This window comes from Winogradskyella sp. (genome assembly GCF_016744625.1).
GTDB lineage: Bacteria > Bacteroidota > Bacteroidia > Flavobacteriales > Flavobacteriaceae > Winogradskyella.
The window spans coordinates 39,095-55,066 of record NZ_JADGDZ010000015.1 but is presented as its reverse complement, the minus strand read 5'-3'; the positions used below and the strand labels follow the sequence as shown (position 1 = coordinate 55,066).

Sequence of the window (15,972 nt, the reverse complement as noted above, 5' to 3'; positions counted from 1 at the left end):
GGGGTGCTATTGGTATAAGTCGTGGCTAAAGCCCCTACATTAGTATCTGCATCAACTTGACTCGCATGAAACGATACATCAAATAATAATGGATCTTGGATTCCTAAAATTGTACTTTCTTGAGTGCTTAAATCAAAAGTCGCCATACCGTCATTACTCAAATCATCACAGACAACCATATTAGGTGGTGTCGCTGCTATAGCTTTAGCGTTGACCACTAAATTAAATACGGCTGTAGCCGAAGCATTATAACAATTACTATCCCCTATACTCTCTACTCGTACAAAGATTGGCTCTGGGTTATTAACATTGGTATACATACTCGGTAATGCACCCGCATCCGAATCTGCATCTGTGAAACTTAAATGATACGTCACATTAAAGTCCGTTGCTGATTGTGAACCCAATATAATAGCCGTCTGAATACTTAAATCAAACTCTTCAATACCATCATTACTCACATCGTCACATAACTCAAGGTCATTTGCTGGGTTGATTGTAGGTTGACCAGCTACGTTTAAAGTAAAAGGTAAAATTTCGTAACATCCAGAAACTAAATACTCAACCCTTATATAAATAATTTCACCATCAGTACCTGAATAAGTGCCTAGACCCGTTAAGGCACCTAGATCTGCATCTGCATCTGCCATCGAGTTATGATAGGTCACTACCAAATCTCCAGTATTTGTTGCGCTAGCAAGCACAACCGCAGTATTTGAGTCTAAATCAAAAATATAAGGAGGCACACCTGTATCACAGACAAATAAATTATTCGGGTTTTCAGTAACTATTTCTGGTAATACATCAATACATACTTCTTCAGTGTATTCACAACCAAAATCATCAGTCACACGATATGTATAACAAAACTGTCCAGCATCTGGAGGTGTTACTGTTATTACATTACCAACAGTATTGGTAATTGTAGGGTTAGCATCCCATGCTTCAGAAGTAATTACAGGTGTAAAAGATAATTCAGGTGGCTGTAAGTTAGGATCAAATTCAATGCTCCAAGCAAAAATATGTCCATTATCTGCACCTATATTATCAACAACTCTAATAGTCCAATCTCCATTAAGAGGTGAACCAAGAAGACCATCCAAAGGATTTACAGAACTATAATTCCCAGCTGGAACAAAAGAGTCGTTATAAGTCCCAGGTCCATTTCCATCTGGAAACGCACCTCCTGTTTGAATACCTCCAACTAAAGTTGGGAAGCCCCCATTAGGCACAAAACAATACTGACTTCCAGTTCCAGGTGTTGTATTTGCACTATTCCCATCAACAGTACCTGTAGCCCATGGAATACCTAAATTCGCACTATTACCTCCTTGATCATGCATTCTCACAACCTGTCCGTTTGGAGAAATAATTTCTATATCTAAATCACCTAAATACGAATGCTCCATAGTTAGGCATATACTCACTAATTGTCCTATACTTGTTAAAGTTTGTGCAGAATCATAACAATCTACAGTAATAGAAGTTTCATATGTCACTCCATTACCATCAGGCAAAAATGTTATACCACTAACTGGAGGAGTACAATCATTAATAAACTCTACGGCTTCTACTTCTCCTGTTATATCTGTGCTTTCACCAAAACAAAGCGTTGTATTAGCAGCCAGTGTCCCTGTAAAATCCGGCTCAGTAGCTACCTGTATAACCTGATTAATCAAATCATCATTATCACATCCAAGAGGATCAATTGATGTATTTGCATCACGAATATTTAAATTCACTATATAAACGCCAGGATCTGGATAAGAAAAAGTAGCTGTTTGACCAGATGCTGTGTTACCATCTCCTAAGTCCCACTCGTATGTTGCACCTGTTCCATCAATTGAAAACACTCCACTTCCATTTAAAGTGATATCCTCATTTGGACATACTCTAATATACCCATCACCATTAGGTGCAGGGGATGAGGAATCGATTTGAGAGTTTATGGTTTGACAAGGTGTTAGACACGTAATATTGGCTGCCCAGCCTTCTCCATTACCTGCAGCATTAGAAACAAACTGAATAGTGATACATCCTGAGGTATTATCTTGAGTAGCTTCAACTATACCTGGGCTTGCACCAGCTGAAAATTGACCAAAAAATGGAGATGCGACGGAATCACCATTAAAAATAGACATAATATCTACATTCAACTGCGTATTAAATGCTGTAAAATCTAATCTGATTTTTTGACCTGGATCTTCAGGGCATATGGTTAATGTAAAATCTTCATCATTTCCATAGTTACCAAACTCACCACCAGAATCGTAAAATACGCCACCACATTGGCTTACGGTTGCTGTTTGCATAATAACATCTTGTGCCAATATGAGGGATGAAAACAATAATGAAATTAGAGTAATTAAATATTTCATGTTATATAGTTTTATTGATATTGGGACTTAATGATGATATAATAATTGGTATTGTCGACTTGATACATTGCTGCAGCTCTCGAATAAAATTCAAAATTATATTTTAACGGATTAAAATCATTAGAATTAAAGGATTGATCTCTTTTTACATCTGGCACAAAACCATTAAAAAGTGAAACCTCAGACAATTTTGTACACGGCTTTTTATTATTCTCGTCAGTGACCAATTTAATCACAACCCTATTTCTAAGAATATGTTTTATGGCTTTTAATCTGTGCGGAATGTTAAAAACATGTTCATCGGCATATTCGCCATACACTTCTATAATTTGAGCACGCTCATTTATCGTTAAAGGCATTTTTACATTGTCGTTGTATTTTGCTAAAGGAACCGGATGCTTTTGCTTGGTTTGTTGACCAAACACACAAAAAGGCATTAATATTACAATAAGAATAGTGTACAATTTTTTCATAGCTTAATCAGGTTTTTAAAGTTTCGAAAATTAAGAAAATTTTAGGAAAACGGACGTTAGTTCGTCAATGTTATTGGCATTTTAACGGTTTTAACTATATAACAGCTTTAATATTAAAACTCCTACCCTCATGATGCTGTTTTTATTGCTTACCTTTGCGACTTGCTTTTAAAAATTGATAAATACATTTTTTACAATGAAAATCGATAGTGATTTTAACGATATTGATGCTTTAGGTGATGATCATATTGGGTCATCTAGTGAAACACCTATGAGAACAGATGCCTTTAAACTATCTACTAATGAAAAAATAGATATCATAAAGAATGATGTTAGACACATTTTGGAAACTTTAGGTCTAGATCTTAATGACGATAGTCTTAAAGGGACACCAAATCGAGTGGCAAAAATGTTTGTTAATGAAATTTTTGGTGGCTTAGATCCTGATAAAAAACCAAACGCTTCTACATTTGACAATAAATATAAATACAATGAAATGCTAGTAGAAAAAAACATAACAGTTTATTCTACTTGTGAGCATCATTTATTGCCAATAGTTGGAAGAGCACATGTGGCATATATCTCTAACGGTACTGTAGTTGGCTTATCTAAAATGAATCGCATTGTAGATTATTTTTCAAAACGTCCTCAAGTACAAGAACGATTAACTATTCAAATTGTAAAAGAGCTTCAAAATGTTTTAAACACTGAAGATGTTGCTTGTGTTATTGACGCTAAGCATTTATGTGTAAATTCTAGAGGTATTAGAGACATTGAAAGTAGTACTGTAACTTCTGAATTCGGTGGAAAATTCAAAGAGAACGAAACACGTAGAGAATTTTTAGACTACATTCAATTAGATACACAGTTTTAACTTGCTTTCTCTAAGCTAGTTCTTTAGTTTTGTTTATCCAATTTTTCAAATTTGCATCATGCCATTATACGATACTCATCAAATAAAAATATACAATACGCTTTCTGGTGAAAAGGAAGTCTTTAAACCTATTACAGCAGGTTATATTGGTATGTACGTATGTGGACCAACAGTTTACAGTAATGTACATTTAGGTAATGTAAGAACCTTTATGTCGTTCGATATGATTTTTCGCTACTTTAAGCATTTAGGTTATAAAGTACGTTACGTGCGTAATATTACAGATGCAGGTCATTTAGAAAATGACGCAGATATCGGTGAAGACAAAATCACTAAAAAAGCAAGACTAGAAGCGATTGAACCTATGGAAATTGTTCAACGTTATACTGTAGATTTTCATAATGTTTTAAATACCTTTAACTTTTTACCACCAAGTATTGAGCCTACTGCAACTGGTCATATTATAGAACAAATAGAATTAATTGAAGCTATTATAGATAATGGGTTTGCTTATGTTGTCAACGGCTCTGTATATTTTGATGTACACAAATACAATGAGTCTAATGAATACGGTATTTTAAGCAAACGTAAATTAGAAGACTTAATTCATAATACACGAGCACTCGATGGACAAAGTGACAAAAAGAATCCTCAAGATTTTGCACTTTGGAAGAAGGCAGAACCTACACATATTATGCGTTGGCCATCTCCTTGGAGTGACGGTTTTCCTGGTTGGCACTTAGAATGTACTGCTATGAGCACCAAATATCTTGGTGAATATTTTGATATTCATGGAGGTGGAATGGATTTAAAATTCCCACATCACGAATGTGAAATTGCACAAAATCAAGCAGCAAAAGGACAAGATCCTGTAAAATATTGGATGCACGCAAATATGCTAGAACTCAATGGAGCTCGCATGAGTAAATCTACAGGGAATTACATTAATCCGGCTGAACTACTATCTGGAGATAATGATGTTTTATCTAAAGCTTACAATCCGAGTGTTATTAGGTTTTTTATGATGCAAGCATCTTACAAAAGTGTTTTAGACTTAACTGATGATGGATTGCAAGCCGCTGAAAAAGGCTTCAATAGATTAATGGATGCCATTAGTTTAATTGATAATTTAAAATCGAGCTCTACATCAACATTCAATGTTTCTGAATGGAAACAGAAATGTTATGATGCTATGAATGATGATTTTAACACTCCTATTCTAATTGCTAATCTTTTTGATGCTGTAAAATTCATCAATCAGACAAAAGATGGAAGCGCTAGCATTACATCAGAAGATTTAGAATTATTAAAAACATCTATTGAATCTTTTGCATTCGAAATTTTAGGTCTAGTTAATGTTTCAAAAGAAAGTTCTGGTAGTGATAAACTAGCTGACGCAGTTGAAATATTAATCAACCTTAGAAAAGAAGCAAGAGTAAATAAAGACTTTGCTTTATCTGATAAAATTAGAGATGAATTGGCCGAAGCTGGTATTCAACTTAATGATAGTAGGGAAGGCACGACTTTTACGACTAATTAATCGTGAAGAAATTCTTGACATACCCATTTTTATTTCTAATTAAAGTCTATCAAACCTTAATATCTCCTATTACTCCTGCGACTTGCAGATACCAACCCACGTGTTCTCACTATGCTAAAGAAGCATTAGAGGTTCATGGTTTTTTTAAAGGAGGACGATTAGCTGTAAAACGGATTTTTAGTTGTCATCCATGGGGAGGCAAAGGTTTTGATCCTGTTCCTCCTAAAGAAGATTAATATTTCGTTAATCTCATTTTCAATATCTATCAAAATACTATATTTACCACATAAAGAGAATATCTATGCATCTATTACAAATTAATTGGGATCCAATTAAATCAATTGACTTAGGATTTTTTGAACTTCACTTTTACAGCATGATGTGGATTGTCGCCTTCATTTTAGGTTTCTACATAACCAAGCGCATCTATAAAAAAGAAGGTCAGTCTGATGAAGCCTTAGATTCTTTGTTCATCTATTCTGTTCTAGGCATTATGCTTGGTGCTAGATTAGGACATGTGATATTTTATCAGTCTGAATTAATAACAGAAGACTTCTTTAGCATCTTTTTGCCTTTTAAATTTAAAGGTGGATTTGAGTTTACTGGCTTTCAAGGCCTAGCCAGTCATGGCGCAGCTATTGCCATGATTATTTCAATGTATTTGTACAATAAGAAAGTTTTAAAAAAAACTGTATTGTGGATTTTAGATCGTGTAGTTATTCCTGTTGCACTTGGTGCAGTATTTGTTAGAATTGGAAACTTTATCAATTCTGAAATTATTGGAAAGGAAACAGATTCGGCATTTGGAGTTGTTTTTAAACAATTAGGAGAAACACAAGCAAGGCATCCTGCACAATTATATGAAGCATTTTGCTATGTTTTTGTATTTTTAATTCTATTATATTTCTATTGGAAAACAAAAAAATCGGAGCAACAGGGTTTTCTATTCGGTTTGTTCTTAGTTTTACTATGGACCGTTAGATTCTTTGTTGAATATGTCAAAGTAAGCCAAGGAGGAATTGAGGAATATTTTGGAAACAACCTTTCAACAGGTCAACTGTTAAGTATTCCATTTGTATTAATTGGATTGTACTTTATGTTTGTTTATAAGCCTAAAACAAAACTTAGCTAATGCGGTTTCGACTATTTTTAAAATCTTTGCTTGTCCTTATTGGGTTTGTATTGTTTTCATCTTGTAAAGAAGAAAAAACAACTATATCTGATGATAAAGTTGTTGTCAATTTTAAAAAAGAAGGTGTTTTAAAACTTAAAAAAGCAGAATCAGATTCTTTAGTTAAGACTATAGATATTGAAATCGCTGATAACGAATACGAAACTCAAACTGGTTTAATGTATAGAACAAAGCTTGAAACAAATCATGGTATGTTATTTATATTTCCTGATGTGCAAATGCGAAATTTCTATATGAAGAATACTAAGATTCCTTTAGACATTATTTATATCGATGAAAGCAAAACAATAATTAGCTTCCAAAAGAATGCTAAGCCTTTTGATGAAACGTCTCTTCCATCTGATGCTCCTTCTAAATATGTTTTAGAAATTAATGGTGGGCTTTCTGATGTGTGGCAACTTGCAGTTGGAGATAAGATTGATTTTAAGGTTTTAGAACGACTTTAAATAATTATAAAAATTAGCTAATACAATACTCTTCATTATGTTTAATTTATTCAAGAAGAAAAAAGAGTTAACTCGAAAAGAAAGAACAGAAAACATCTTAAAAAAAGAAGGGATAAAAATAAATTTTAACCTTCCAAATATTGAACCCGAAGAAGAAACAATACTAAGAAATCCAAAAGAAATAGCCGAACGTGTTTCAGTATTAGCTATTACAAATATGTTGGCTTTTAATAATATAACTTCAGAAGAAGCTAATTCCTATTTAAAAAAACACAAGCTTTGGGAAGCTACAACGGAAGATGAAAAATCTTTTTAAAGAACCCAACAGATGAAAAGAAGATCCAAGAAACATGGAAATGCGAATGTATATGGACATTAATGTGGGCACTAAATGTTGTTAATGACCTTGGCTTTCCGAATGAACTTTGTGATTTAAATACTATTCCTTTTGAAAAATACCCAATCGGAAAAGATAAAGATCCTAATGTGTTTATAAATAGTATTTCAGAATCTAGAATAAAATCTGAGATTTTAGATGCCAATGATTTGTATTATCGTTTTAATTGGGCATGTGTCGATGCAAGACTAAACGGGTTAGAATTAAATCAACTAAACACTAGTATTGTTTACGAAAGACAATACGCTTTAAATTGGTTAGTAAATTATATGGATCAAGAATGGGATGACATTTCTTGTGATACTTAAAACTATATTATAAAAGATGCCCTTCTTTTCAGAAAGGCATTTTTAGAATTATAGGATTTTTTAAATCCTATAATTTCATTAATTTCTTTACAACATTTAAGCCGATGTTTTCATTAGATACTTCTAAGAAGTAAGTCGCTTTTTCTAATGAACCAAGATTATTAATGGTAATCTGATCATTACTATTTGAATACACATTTTCATAAACGATACGACCATTCAAATCGTAAATATTGATCTGTAATGGACTTCCCATCAAACTGATTGGCACATTTAAAACTACTTTATCATTAAATGGATTTGTTAATATTTTAATATCGTTAATAACAACATCATCTATACTAAGAAGGTCTCCATCAGCTCCATCACAGTTTTCATCAATCCCATTACCTTCTGAATCAGCTGCATCTGGATTAATATCACCATTTGTATCATTACAATCCAAACCATTAATTACATAACCTAATGGAGGAGTATCACTACAGTCTGTGATAGAAGTATTAGGATCTCCATAGCCATCTCCATCAAGATCTTCATAAAAAGTCGTAGGAGGCACACCATCTGGAGTTACATTAACACAAACTTCTTCAGTATATTCGCAACCAAAAACATCTTCAGTTCTAAAGGTATAACAGAATTCACCAGCAGATCCTGGCGCAATTGTAATTGTATTACCGTTAACTTCTGTTATACTCGGATTAGAATCCCAAGATTGCGATATTATTGACGACACAAAATCGTAGTCTTCTTGTGGTATACTTTGGTCAAAATTGAGTTCCCAAGAGAAAATGACACCATTATCAAGACCTATATTATCTACTATTTGAATCGTCCATTCCCCATTTAAGGGTGAACCTAAAAGACCATTCAGAGAATCAGTTGGGCTGTAAGTTCCCTCTGGTACAAAACTATCAATATATGTATCTGGACCATTGCCCAACGGAAAAGAACCTCCTTGCTGAATCCCATCTACTAGTGTTGGAAATCCACCACTAGGCGTAAAACAATAGTCTATACCATTACCTTCTGTTGTATTAGCACTATTACCATCTACAGCACCTGTAGCCCATGGTATTCCTAAATTAGCAGATCCACCTCCTTGATCATGAAGTCTTACAACTTGACCATTTGGAGAAATAATATCAATATCTAAATCACCTAAATAAGAATGCTCCATATTTAAGCAAATACTTTCAATCTGACTAACATCAGTTAAAGTCAAAGCAGAGTCAAAGCATGTTACATTGATACTGGTGCTGTAAGCTACGCCATTCCCATCTGGTAAAAGTGTAATATCACTTTCTGGTGGTGGGCAATTGTATTTTAATGTCAATGGGTTTACTATACCTTCTATAGTAGTAGTTTCTCCAAAACATAATGTATTGTCAGCAGCTTCTGTTCCTGTAAAATTAGGTACTCCTGAAACGCGTATAACCTGGTTTATACTATTTGAGTTTGTACAACCCTGAACCGTATTACCCGTATTTGTATCATAGATATCTAAGTTCACTAAATATACGCCTAGTGTATCAAAAGAAATATCAACGATTTGCCCAAAAGCCGAATTCCCATCACCTAAATCCCATATATAGTTAGCACCAGTTCCGTCCACACTAAATATTCCACCACCATTTAGGTTTATATTATCTCCAATACATACTTCAATAACACCCTCGCTATTAGCCATAGGCAAAGTTGAATCTAATTGCGCTGTAATATCTTGACATGGTGTTGTACAAAATACTGATGCAGCCCAACCTGTAGTGTTCCCAGCATTATTAGACACAAACTCTATTGTTAAACAACCGGTTGGATTATCGAACATAGCAGAAATCAAACCAGGAGATGTTGAACCAGAAAATGTACCAAGAGACGAAGCCGATGTGTTATCTCCATCATAAATTGTCATAACATCTACATTAATCTGAGTAGAAAACTCCAGAAAGTCTAATTGAACTCTTCCTTGAGGCTGATCAGGACATATAGTTATTAAAAAATTCTCGTTCTCAGAATAATTAGAAAATTCACCTCCAGAATCATAAAACAGTCCAGAGCATGAGACCACTGTACCATTTTGCATAATTATATCTTGGGTAAAACCAAACATTGATATTATTAAAAATAAAAAGAGTAGTGTTTTTTTCATATTAAAAAATCATTTGAATAATTACATCCCTAAGATAAGATTATTTTGACAATTACATTCTTAAACATAGATAAAAGACAATGCATTTCGGTTAAACAAAAAAATGCCTTTCTTTTCAGAAAGGCATTTTAGACTCTGAAGTAAGTTCAGAATAATAGTTATATTAAGAGACTTAAGCTTCCTCTTCTTCTTTTACTTTTTTCTTTAATGATTCTGCTGCATCACCTTTTTTAGCTGTATCGTACATAATTGGTGTTGCAATAAACAACGATGAATATGTACCTACTAATACACCTACGATTAAGGCAAATAATAAACCTCTAAGTGAATCTGCACCAAAAGTAAACATTGCCAATAATACTACTAATGTAGTAACAGAGGTATTTAACGTTCTACTTAATGTACTATTTAATGATTCGTTTATAGTTTTATCAAATTTCCAAGAAGTGTGCTCGTTTAAGAATTCTCTAATTCTATCAAATACAACAACGGTATCATTTAATGAGTAACCAATTACAGTTAAGATTGCTGCAATAAATGCTTGATCAATTTCCATACTAAATGGCATAAATCTCCATGTTAATGAGAAGATACCTAGTACAATTAAAACATCATGGAAAACAGCGGCAACAGCACCAAGTGAGAACTGCCATTTCTTAAATCTAAATAAGATGTATAAGAATACTACTACTAAAGATCCTAAGACTGCCCAAATCGAAGATTTTTGAATATCATCTGCAATTGTTGGACTTACTTTACTCGATGACATTTTACCTATTTTAGCATCACCAGAACCGTCTAAGAATTCTTGATACGTCATTCCTGCTGGCAGGTACTTTTGTAAAGCACCAAATAGTTTGGACTGCACTTCTTCATCTACTTCAGTAGAGTTTTCTTCAACTTTATATTTTGTAGAAATCTTTAATTGATTATCTCCACCTATTGTTTTAGCTTCAGCACTGTTAAACACAGCATTAAGATCTCCTTTTACCTCTTCAATACTTACTGGTTGCTCAAAACGTACTTGGTATGTTCTACCTCCTACAAAATCAATACCTTGGTCTAACCCAGTTGTAAATAAAGATCCTAAACTTGCTAAAATTAATACTCCAGAAATCACATAAGCAATCTTACGTTTCTTTAAGAAATTAATATTTACATTCTTAAATAAACCTTTGGTCATCGCAGTAGAGAAATCTAATTTACCACCTCTATTAACATACCAATCTACTAATAACCTAGTAATAAATATCGCTGTAAATAATGAAGTTAAAATACCAATGATTAAAGTTGTTGCGAAACCTTTAATTGGTCCTGTACCAAATACAAATAAGATTAAAGCTGTTAAACCTGTTGTAATATTCGCATCTAAGATTGAAGACAAAGCATTAGCAAAACCATCTTTAATAGATTCTTTTTGCGATTTACCTTTTGCCAATTCTTCTCGAATACGCTCAAAGATAAGTACGTTCGCATCGACCGAAATACCAATTGTTAATACGATACCAGCAATACCAGGCAACGTTAATACAGCACCTAAACTTGCTAATACACCAAATATTAATAAGATATTTAATAGCAAAGCGATATCCGCAAAGATACCAGCCTTACCATAGTAAAATACCATCCAAAGTAAAACAAAAACTAAGGCAATAAGGAACGATTTCATACCACTATCAATAGCTTCTTGTCCTAACGAAGGTCCAATTTCTTCAGCTTGCACAATTTCAGCAGATGCAGGTAATTTACCAGCTCTTAAAACGTTTGCTAAATCGACAGCTTCTGTTAATGAAAATGATCCTGATATTTGTGAGTTACCACCTGCAATTGGTCCAGAAGACACACTTGGTGCAGAATACACAATATTATCTAACACAATAGCAATAAAACCTTGTGTCTCATATGCCTTCTTGGTCATTTCTTCCCAAGTTTTAGCTCCTTTAGCATTCATTTGCATGCTTACTGCTGGTCTGCTTAATTGGTCAAAATCTTGTCTTGCATCTGTAATAACAGCTCCACTTAATTCTGGCTGACCATCTCTATTACTTTTAATAGCATACAACTCAGAAAACTCAGAATCTTTTTGTTGAATTCCCCATACAAATTTTGCATAACGCATCTCTGCAGATAAGTTTGCTCTATTTTTAGGGTCATTTAATTGAGACATTACTTTGTCCTTATCCTTAGCTAAGAACATACCAACTACAGAACCACCATTTCCATAACCTTGAATACCCAATGGATTTGCATCTGCTACATCTGTAGAATCTGTTTCTATCTGACCTGTTAATTCATCAATAGCATTTGTTGTACTATCTTTTACTTCAACAGCCTCTGCTACTTCATCTTTAGTCTCTTCTGCTTTTTTAGCTTCAACTAAAGTTTGATTAACTTGAAGAATATAAGGTAAAATCTCTTGAGTCTTATACGTTTCCCAAAATTGTAATTGTGCCGTTTTTGTAATAATATCAACAACACGTTTTTTGTCTTTAGCACCTGGTAACTCTATTAAAATACGACCAGAGTTACCTAAACGTTGAATGTTTGGAGACGACACACCAAAACCATCAATACGATTACGTAATACTTCGAAAGCAGAAACAATAGACTCATCTATTTTAGTTTCAATGATGCCTTTAACCTCATCATCTGACATATCAAATTTAATCACATCACTTAAGTCACGATTAGCAAAAATATCTGGTGAAGCTAATTTTGTATCTCCCTTAATCTCATCAAAAGCTCTAAAGAAAGACTCTAAATAAGATTCTTGAGCATCTTTTTGTAATTCTTCAGCATCATCTAGTGCTTTATTAAAAATAGGGTCTTTACTATTACTTGATAATCCCTTTAAAATATCTTTTACAGAAATTTGGATAATCGCATTAATACCACCTTTAAGGTCTAAACCTAATTTCATGGCATTATCTTCAACTTCAGTATAAGTGTATTGAGATACACCTAAGTTATAAACTTCGATAGGTTCAAAATCATCACCTACTTTAATTTTAGAAGTTTTTAATGAATCAAGGTAACGAACCTCAGCTACGTTTCTAAAATCTTGATAGCTATCTACTGTATCATCATATTGTGCTACAGCAGCCGCTTTAGCAGCATCTTCTATTTGGTTGGCTTTAAATGTAAATGATAATTGGTAGATACTTACCAAGCCAAATAAAATAGCAAAAAGCTTAATTATTCCTTTGTTTTGCATTGTTATAGTTATTTAATGTCTAAATTTTAAAACGCGCAAATATAGAGTTTACGGTCTAATCAGACAATTGTTTTTTATGTTATAAATGATTTTTTAGCTTTATGATTGAATGACAAAAGCTATATGGTATGAATGGGAATTATTTCAGATTACATGTTCCCTTATACAGTAGGTCCTGCTCTAGTTTCAGGGATTTTGTAAGATGAATTATCTAGTGCTATTATAACAGTACTATTAACTTGAAAAAGAACCTTGACTATACTATTGTGATGCTCTTCATTTAGATTTCCGCCTGAAGTATAGACCTTAGAATTATTAAAACGATCACTTTTATGATTACGTTCTACAATTTGAATCCCTTCAAAATCCCAGTTGGTATCACTACTATTCTGAATTTCTGAAATATTAATTTCGTAGTCTTTTACATTTCTGTTTTCAGGAAAATCATTGGAACTATTTGAACCAGCTTCGTATGCAAAATTGAAATGATCTTCTTTTAAAAGTATATTCTGAATGCGTTCTACATCTGCATCACTATAGTAAGTGATTTTAAGACTTCCGTCTTCATGTTGACCAATTTGAATATGAGTAACACCAATGCTTTGTAATTGCTGCTTAACAATCTTAATAGTATTTTCAGCGTCTTCAGAAGAAATATTTGTGTCAGAAAACTGAATAACAATCTGCTGATTAGGAACCGTAGATTGCTCTATATACCTTCCAAAAAAAGCTAAGAGTATCACTAAAATTCCAAATTGCAGTTTGGTTTTCATGCGGCAAATATAGAAAAATAATCCCGATAGCTATCGGGATTATCTCTACAGTCTTTATTAAATATAATCTATAATGTTTTGAATCTTATAATTCTAAAAGGCCATTAGTTTTCTTAACACCTTCAGCACTTTCTGCCATGTGTGCTTTTTCAGCAGCACTTAAAGGTACGTCAACAATTTTTTCAATTCCGTTTCTACCTAAAATCACTGGCACACCAATACATAAATCACTTAAGCCGTATTCACCATCTAATAATACAGAACATGGAAATATTTTCTTTTGATCACAAGCAATCGCTTGTACTAACCCACTTACTGCAGCACCTGGTGCATACCAAGCAGATGTTCCTAATAACTTAGTTAATGTCGCTCCACCAACCTTAGTATCTTCTTTTACCTGGCTTAAACGTTCTTCAGATATAAATTCAGATACGTTAATACTATTTCTAGTCGCATGAGACGTTAATGGCACCATACCTTTATCGCTATGTCCACCAATAACCATTCCGTCAACATCACTAATCGGAGCTTCTAAAGCTTCAGCTAATCTGAATTTAAAACGTGCAGAATCTAATGCTCCACCCATTCCTATAATTCTGTTTTTTGGAAGATCAACTGTTTTATGTACTAAATAAGTCATTGTATCCATTGGATTACTTACTACAATGATTATCGTATTTGGAGAATGCTCAACTAAACTTGAAGATACTGTTTTTACAATACCTGCATTGATACCAATAAGCTCTTCACGTGTCATTCCTGGCTTACGAGGAATACCTGAAGTAATAACACAAATATCACTATTTGCAGTTTTAGAATAATCGTTTGTACTTCCTGTAATTTTGGTGTCAAATCCATTTAAAGAAGCACATTGCATTAAGTCCATTGCCTTACCTTCTGCATACCCTTCTTTAATGTCTAATATTACAACTTCTGAGGCAAAGTTTTTAATAGCAATATACTCTGCACAACTTGCACCTACTGCTCCAGCGCCAACTACGGTTACTTTCATGTTAATTTGTTTTTATCCGTTAAAAATTCGAGTACAAATTTAAGGTTTTAAGCTTTAACTTCCATGACATAAATCATAGTATTGAGAAATAAAAAAAGAGCAGCTAATTGGCTACTCTTTTCTTATAAATAATTAAACAATATCATCTTACACTAAAGGCTATACCAACAGTAGCTGTATTATAATTCTGAAATGTATAATCAGCAAATATCTTAAATATACTTAAGTTTAGTCTTGTACCAATAGTAGCTCGCATACCATTAGCCTCAAAATCTAAATTTATAGGATTACTTATGGTTTCTTCTACTGTTCCTATTTGATTTCCATTACTATCTTCAATATCATAAGTTAATGTATAATCACCCTTCATTTTTGCTGTGGTCTTACCATTATTATAACCAACACCTCCATAGAACGTAATGATTTTAAAATCTAAAGACGCTAAGGCTTGTACTGTCCATGTATTCATTTTAAACTCAGCCTCACCATTATTAACTACAACACTGTCGGTTGCATCCTCATCATTTATGGCATAAGTAACTTTCATGTTTGTAAAAGCCCCTAAAATTGAGATACTAAGAGGCAATTTATCTAATGGACCAAAATATTGTGTTAAATCATGCTGCAAACCAAACCCTATTAAATTGGCTTCTACATCATCATCAAAATTTAAATTTGGGACAAATCTTGCTTTTATGTCCGTTTTAAAAGGCAATCCAAAACCTAACTGAACAGTAGGAGCTGGCACAGCATTGACTGGTAAATCTTCAGTAATACCACCTGGCATATTAAAGCTTGCAACTTTAAACGTACCATTATCATTTGGGATAGAAATATCTACAGTAGTTTCAACATCATCTTCACTCATAACCGTCTGTAATTCAGTTTCATCATTTGGTAAGGATAAAAACAAATAATCACTAGATACAAATGCAAAGGTCTGTGCTTTATCAGGAACAAAAGAAGCATTCAATCCAATTGTTAAATCAAATCCAAATTTCTTATGAACCTTAGCAGTTGTTGCCCAACCTCCATTCATACTATACATTAAGCCCTCTATTGCAGGATTTAAGTAGTTTTGGGTAAGCAAACTTGCATCGTCTGCTGCCAATAAAATAGTCTCAAGTTCTTGTGCTTTACTTAATTGCAAACTGGCAATTATAATAATTGAAGCAATTAATCTTTTCATAATTTTAAGGTTAAGATTTCAGTAAAGCTA

At 33.3% G+C, this 15,972-nt stretch carries 12 protein-coding genes and 1 pseudogene; 6 read left to right on the top strand and 7 right to left on the bottom strand.

Features of this window, described 5'->3' with window-relative positions:
* Positions 1-2,378 (bottom strand): PKD domain-containing protein (locus QZZ53_RS05510; RefSeq protein WP_296382358.1); only part of this gene is annotated, 2,378 nt, incomplete at its 3' end.
* A gap of 11 nt (positions 2,379-2,389) precedes the next feature.
* Entirely contained in the window at positions 2,390-2,851 is a 462-nt protein-coding gene (locus QZZ53_RS05505; protein WP_296382354.1) for a hypothetical protein, read from the bottom strand.
* Positions 2,852-3,047: 196 nt separating this feature from the next.
* Here QZZ53_RS05505 and folE point away from each other — a divergent pair, with 196 nt between their 5' ends.
* The 6 genes and pseudogenes from folE to QZZ53_RS17125 all read left to right on the top strand — a co-directional run bounded on the left by folE (position 3,048) and on the right by QZZ53_RS17125 (position 7,608).
* Complete coding sequence (gene folE / locus QZZ53_RS05500) at positions 3,048-3,725, top strand: GTP cyclohydrolase I FolE (protein WP_296382352.1); 678 nt, start codon at positions 3,048-3,050, stop codon at positions 3,723-3,725.
* A 58-nt stretch (positions 3,726-3,783) separates the two neighbouring features.
* On the top strand, positions 3,784-5,265 hold the full coding sequence (gene cysS / locus QZZ53_RS05495) for a cysteine--tRNA ligase (protein ID WP_296382350.1): 1,482 nt from the start codon (positions 3,784-3,786) through the stop codon (positions 5,263-5,265).
* Positions 5,266-5,267: 2 nt separating this feature from the next.
* Entirely contained in the window at positions 5,268-5,501 is a 234-nt protein-coding gene (yidD, locus tag QZZ53_RS05490) for a membrane protein insertion efficiency factor YidD (protein ID WP_296382348.1), read from the top strand.
* A gap of 65 nt (positions 5,502-5,566) precedes the next feature.
* On the top strand, positions 5,567-6,397 hold the full coding sequence (gene lgt / locus QZZ53_RS05485; protein WP_296382346.1) for a prolipoprotein diacylglyceryl transferase: 831 nt from the start codon (positions 5,567-5,569) through the stop codon (positions 6,395-6,397).
* Positions 6,397-6,903 (top strand): DUF192 domain-containing protein, encoded by a 507-nt coding sequence (locus tag QZZ53_RS05480; protein ID WP_296382344.1) that lies wholly within the window; start codon positions 6,397-6,399, stop codon positions 6,901-6,903. Before lgt ends, QZZ53_RS05480 begins: the two co-directional genes overlap by 1 nt.
* 37 nt (positions 6,904-6,940) lie before the next feature.
* Positions 6,941-7,608 (top strand): annotated as a pseudogene (locus QZZ53_RS17125) (DUF4272 domain-containing protein).
* Positions 7,609-7,675: 67 nt separating this feature from the next.
* Here the strand turns inward: QZZ53_RS17125 and QZZ53_RS05465 are convergent.
* The 5 genes from QZZ53_RS05465 to QZZ53_RS05445 all read right to left on the bottom strand — a co-directional run bounded on the left by QZZ53_RS05465 (position 7,676) and on the right by QZZ53_RS05445 (position 15,942).
* The gene (locus tag QZZ53_RS05465) at positions 7,676-9,754 is read right to left on the bottom strand and encodes a proprotein convertase P-domain-containing protein (RefSeq protein WP_296382339.1); all 2,079 of its coding nucleotides are present in this window, start codon (positions 9,752-9,754) and stop codon (positions 7,676-7,678) included.
* Positions 9,755-9,926: 172 nt separating this feature from the next.
* Positions 9,927-12,968, bottom strand: coding sequence for a protein translocase subunit SecDF (secDF, locus tag QZZ53_RS05460; protein WP_296382337.1), 3,042 nt, complete (start codon positions 12,966-12,968; stop codon positions 9,927-9,929).
* Positions 12,969-13,129: 161 nt separating this feature from the next.
* On the bottom strand, positions 13,130-13,741 hold the full coding sequence (locus tag QZZ53_RS05455; protein ID WP_296382336.1) for a hypothetical protein: 612 nt from the start codon (positions 13,739-13,741) through the stop codon (positions 13,130-13,132).
* A gap of 85 nt (positions 13,742-13,826) precedes the next feature.
* On the bottom strand, positions 13,827-14,753 hold the full coding sequence (gene mdh / locus QZZ53_RS05450) for a malate dehydrogenase (RefSeq protein WP_296382335.1): 927 nt from the start codon (positions 14,751-14,753) through the stop codon (positions 13,827-13,829).
* Between the two features lie 142 nt (positions 14,754-14,895).
* Positions 14,896-15,942, bottom strand: coding sequence for a DUF6588 family protein (locus tag QZZ53_RS05445; protein WP_296382334.1), 1,047 nt, complete (start codon positions 15,940-15,942; stop codon positions 14,896-14,898).
* Positions 15,943-15,972 lie beyond the last annotated feature (30 nt).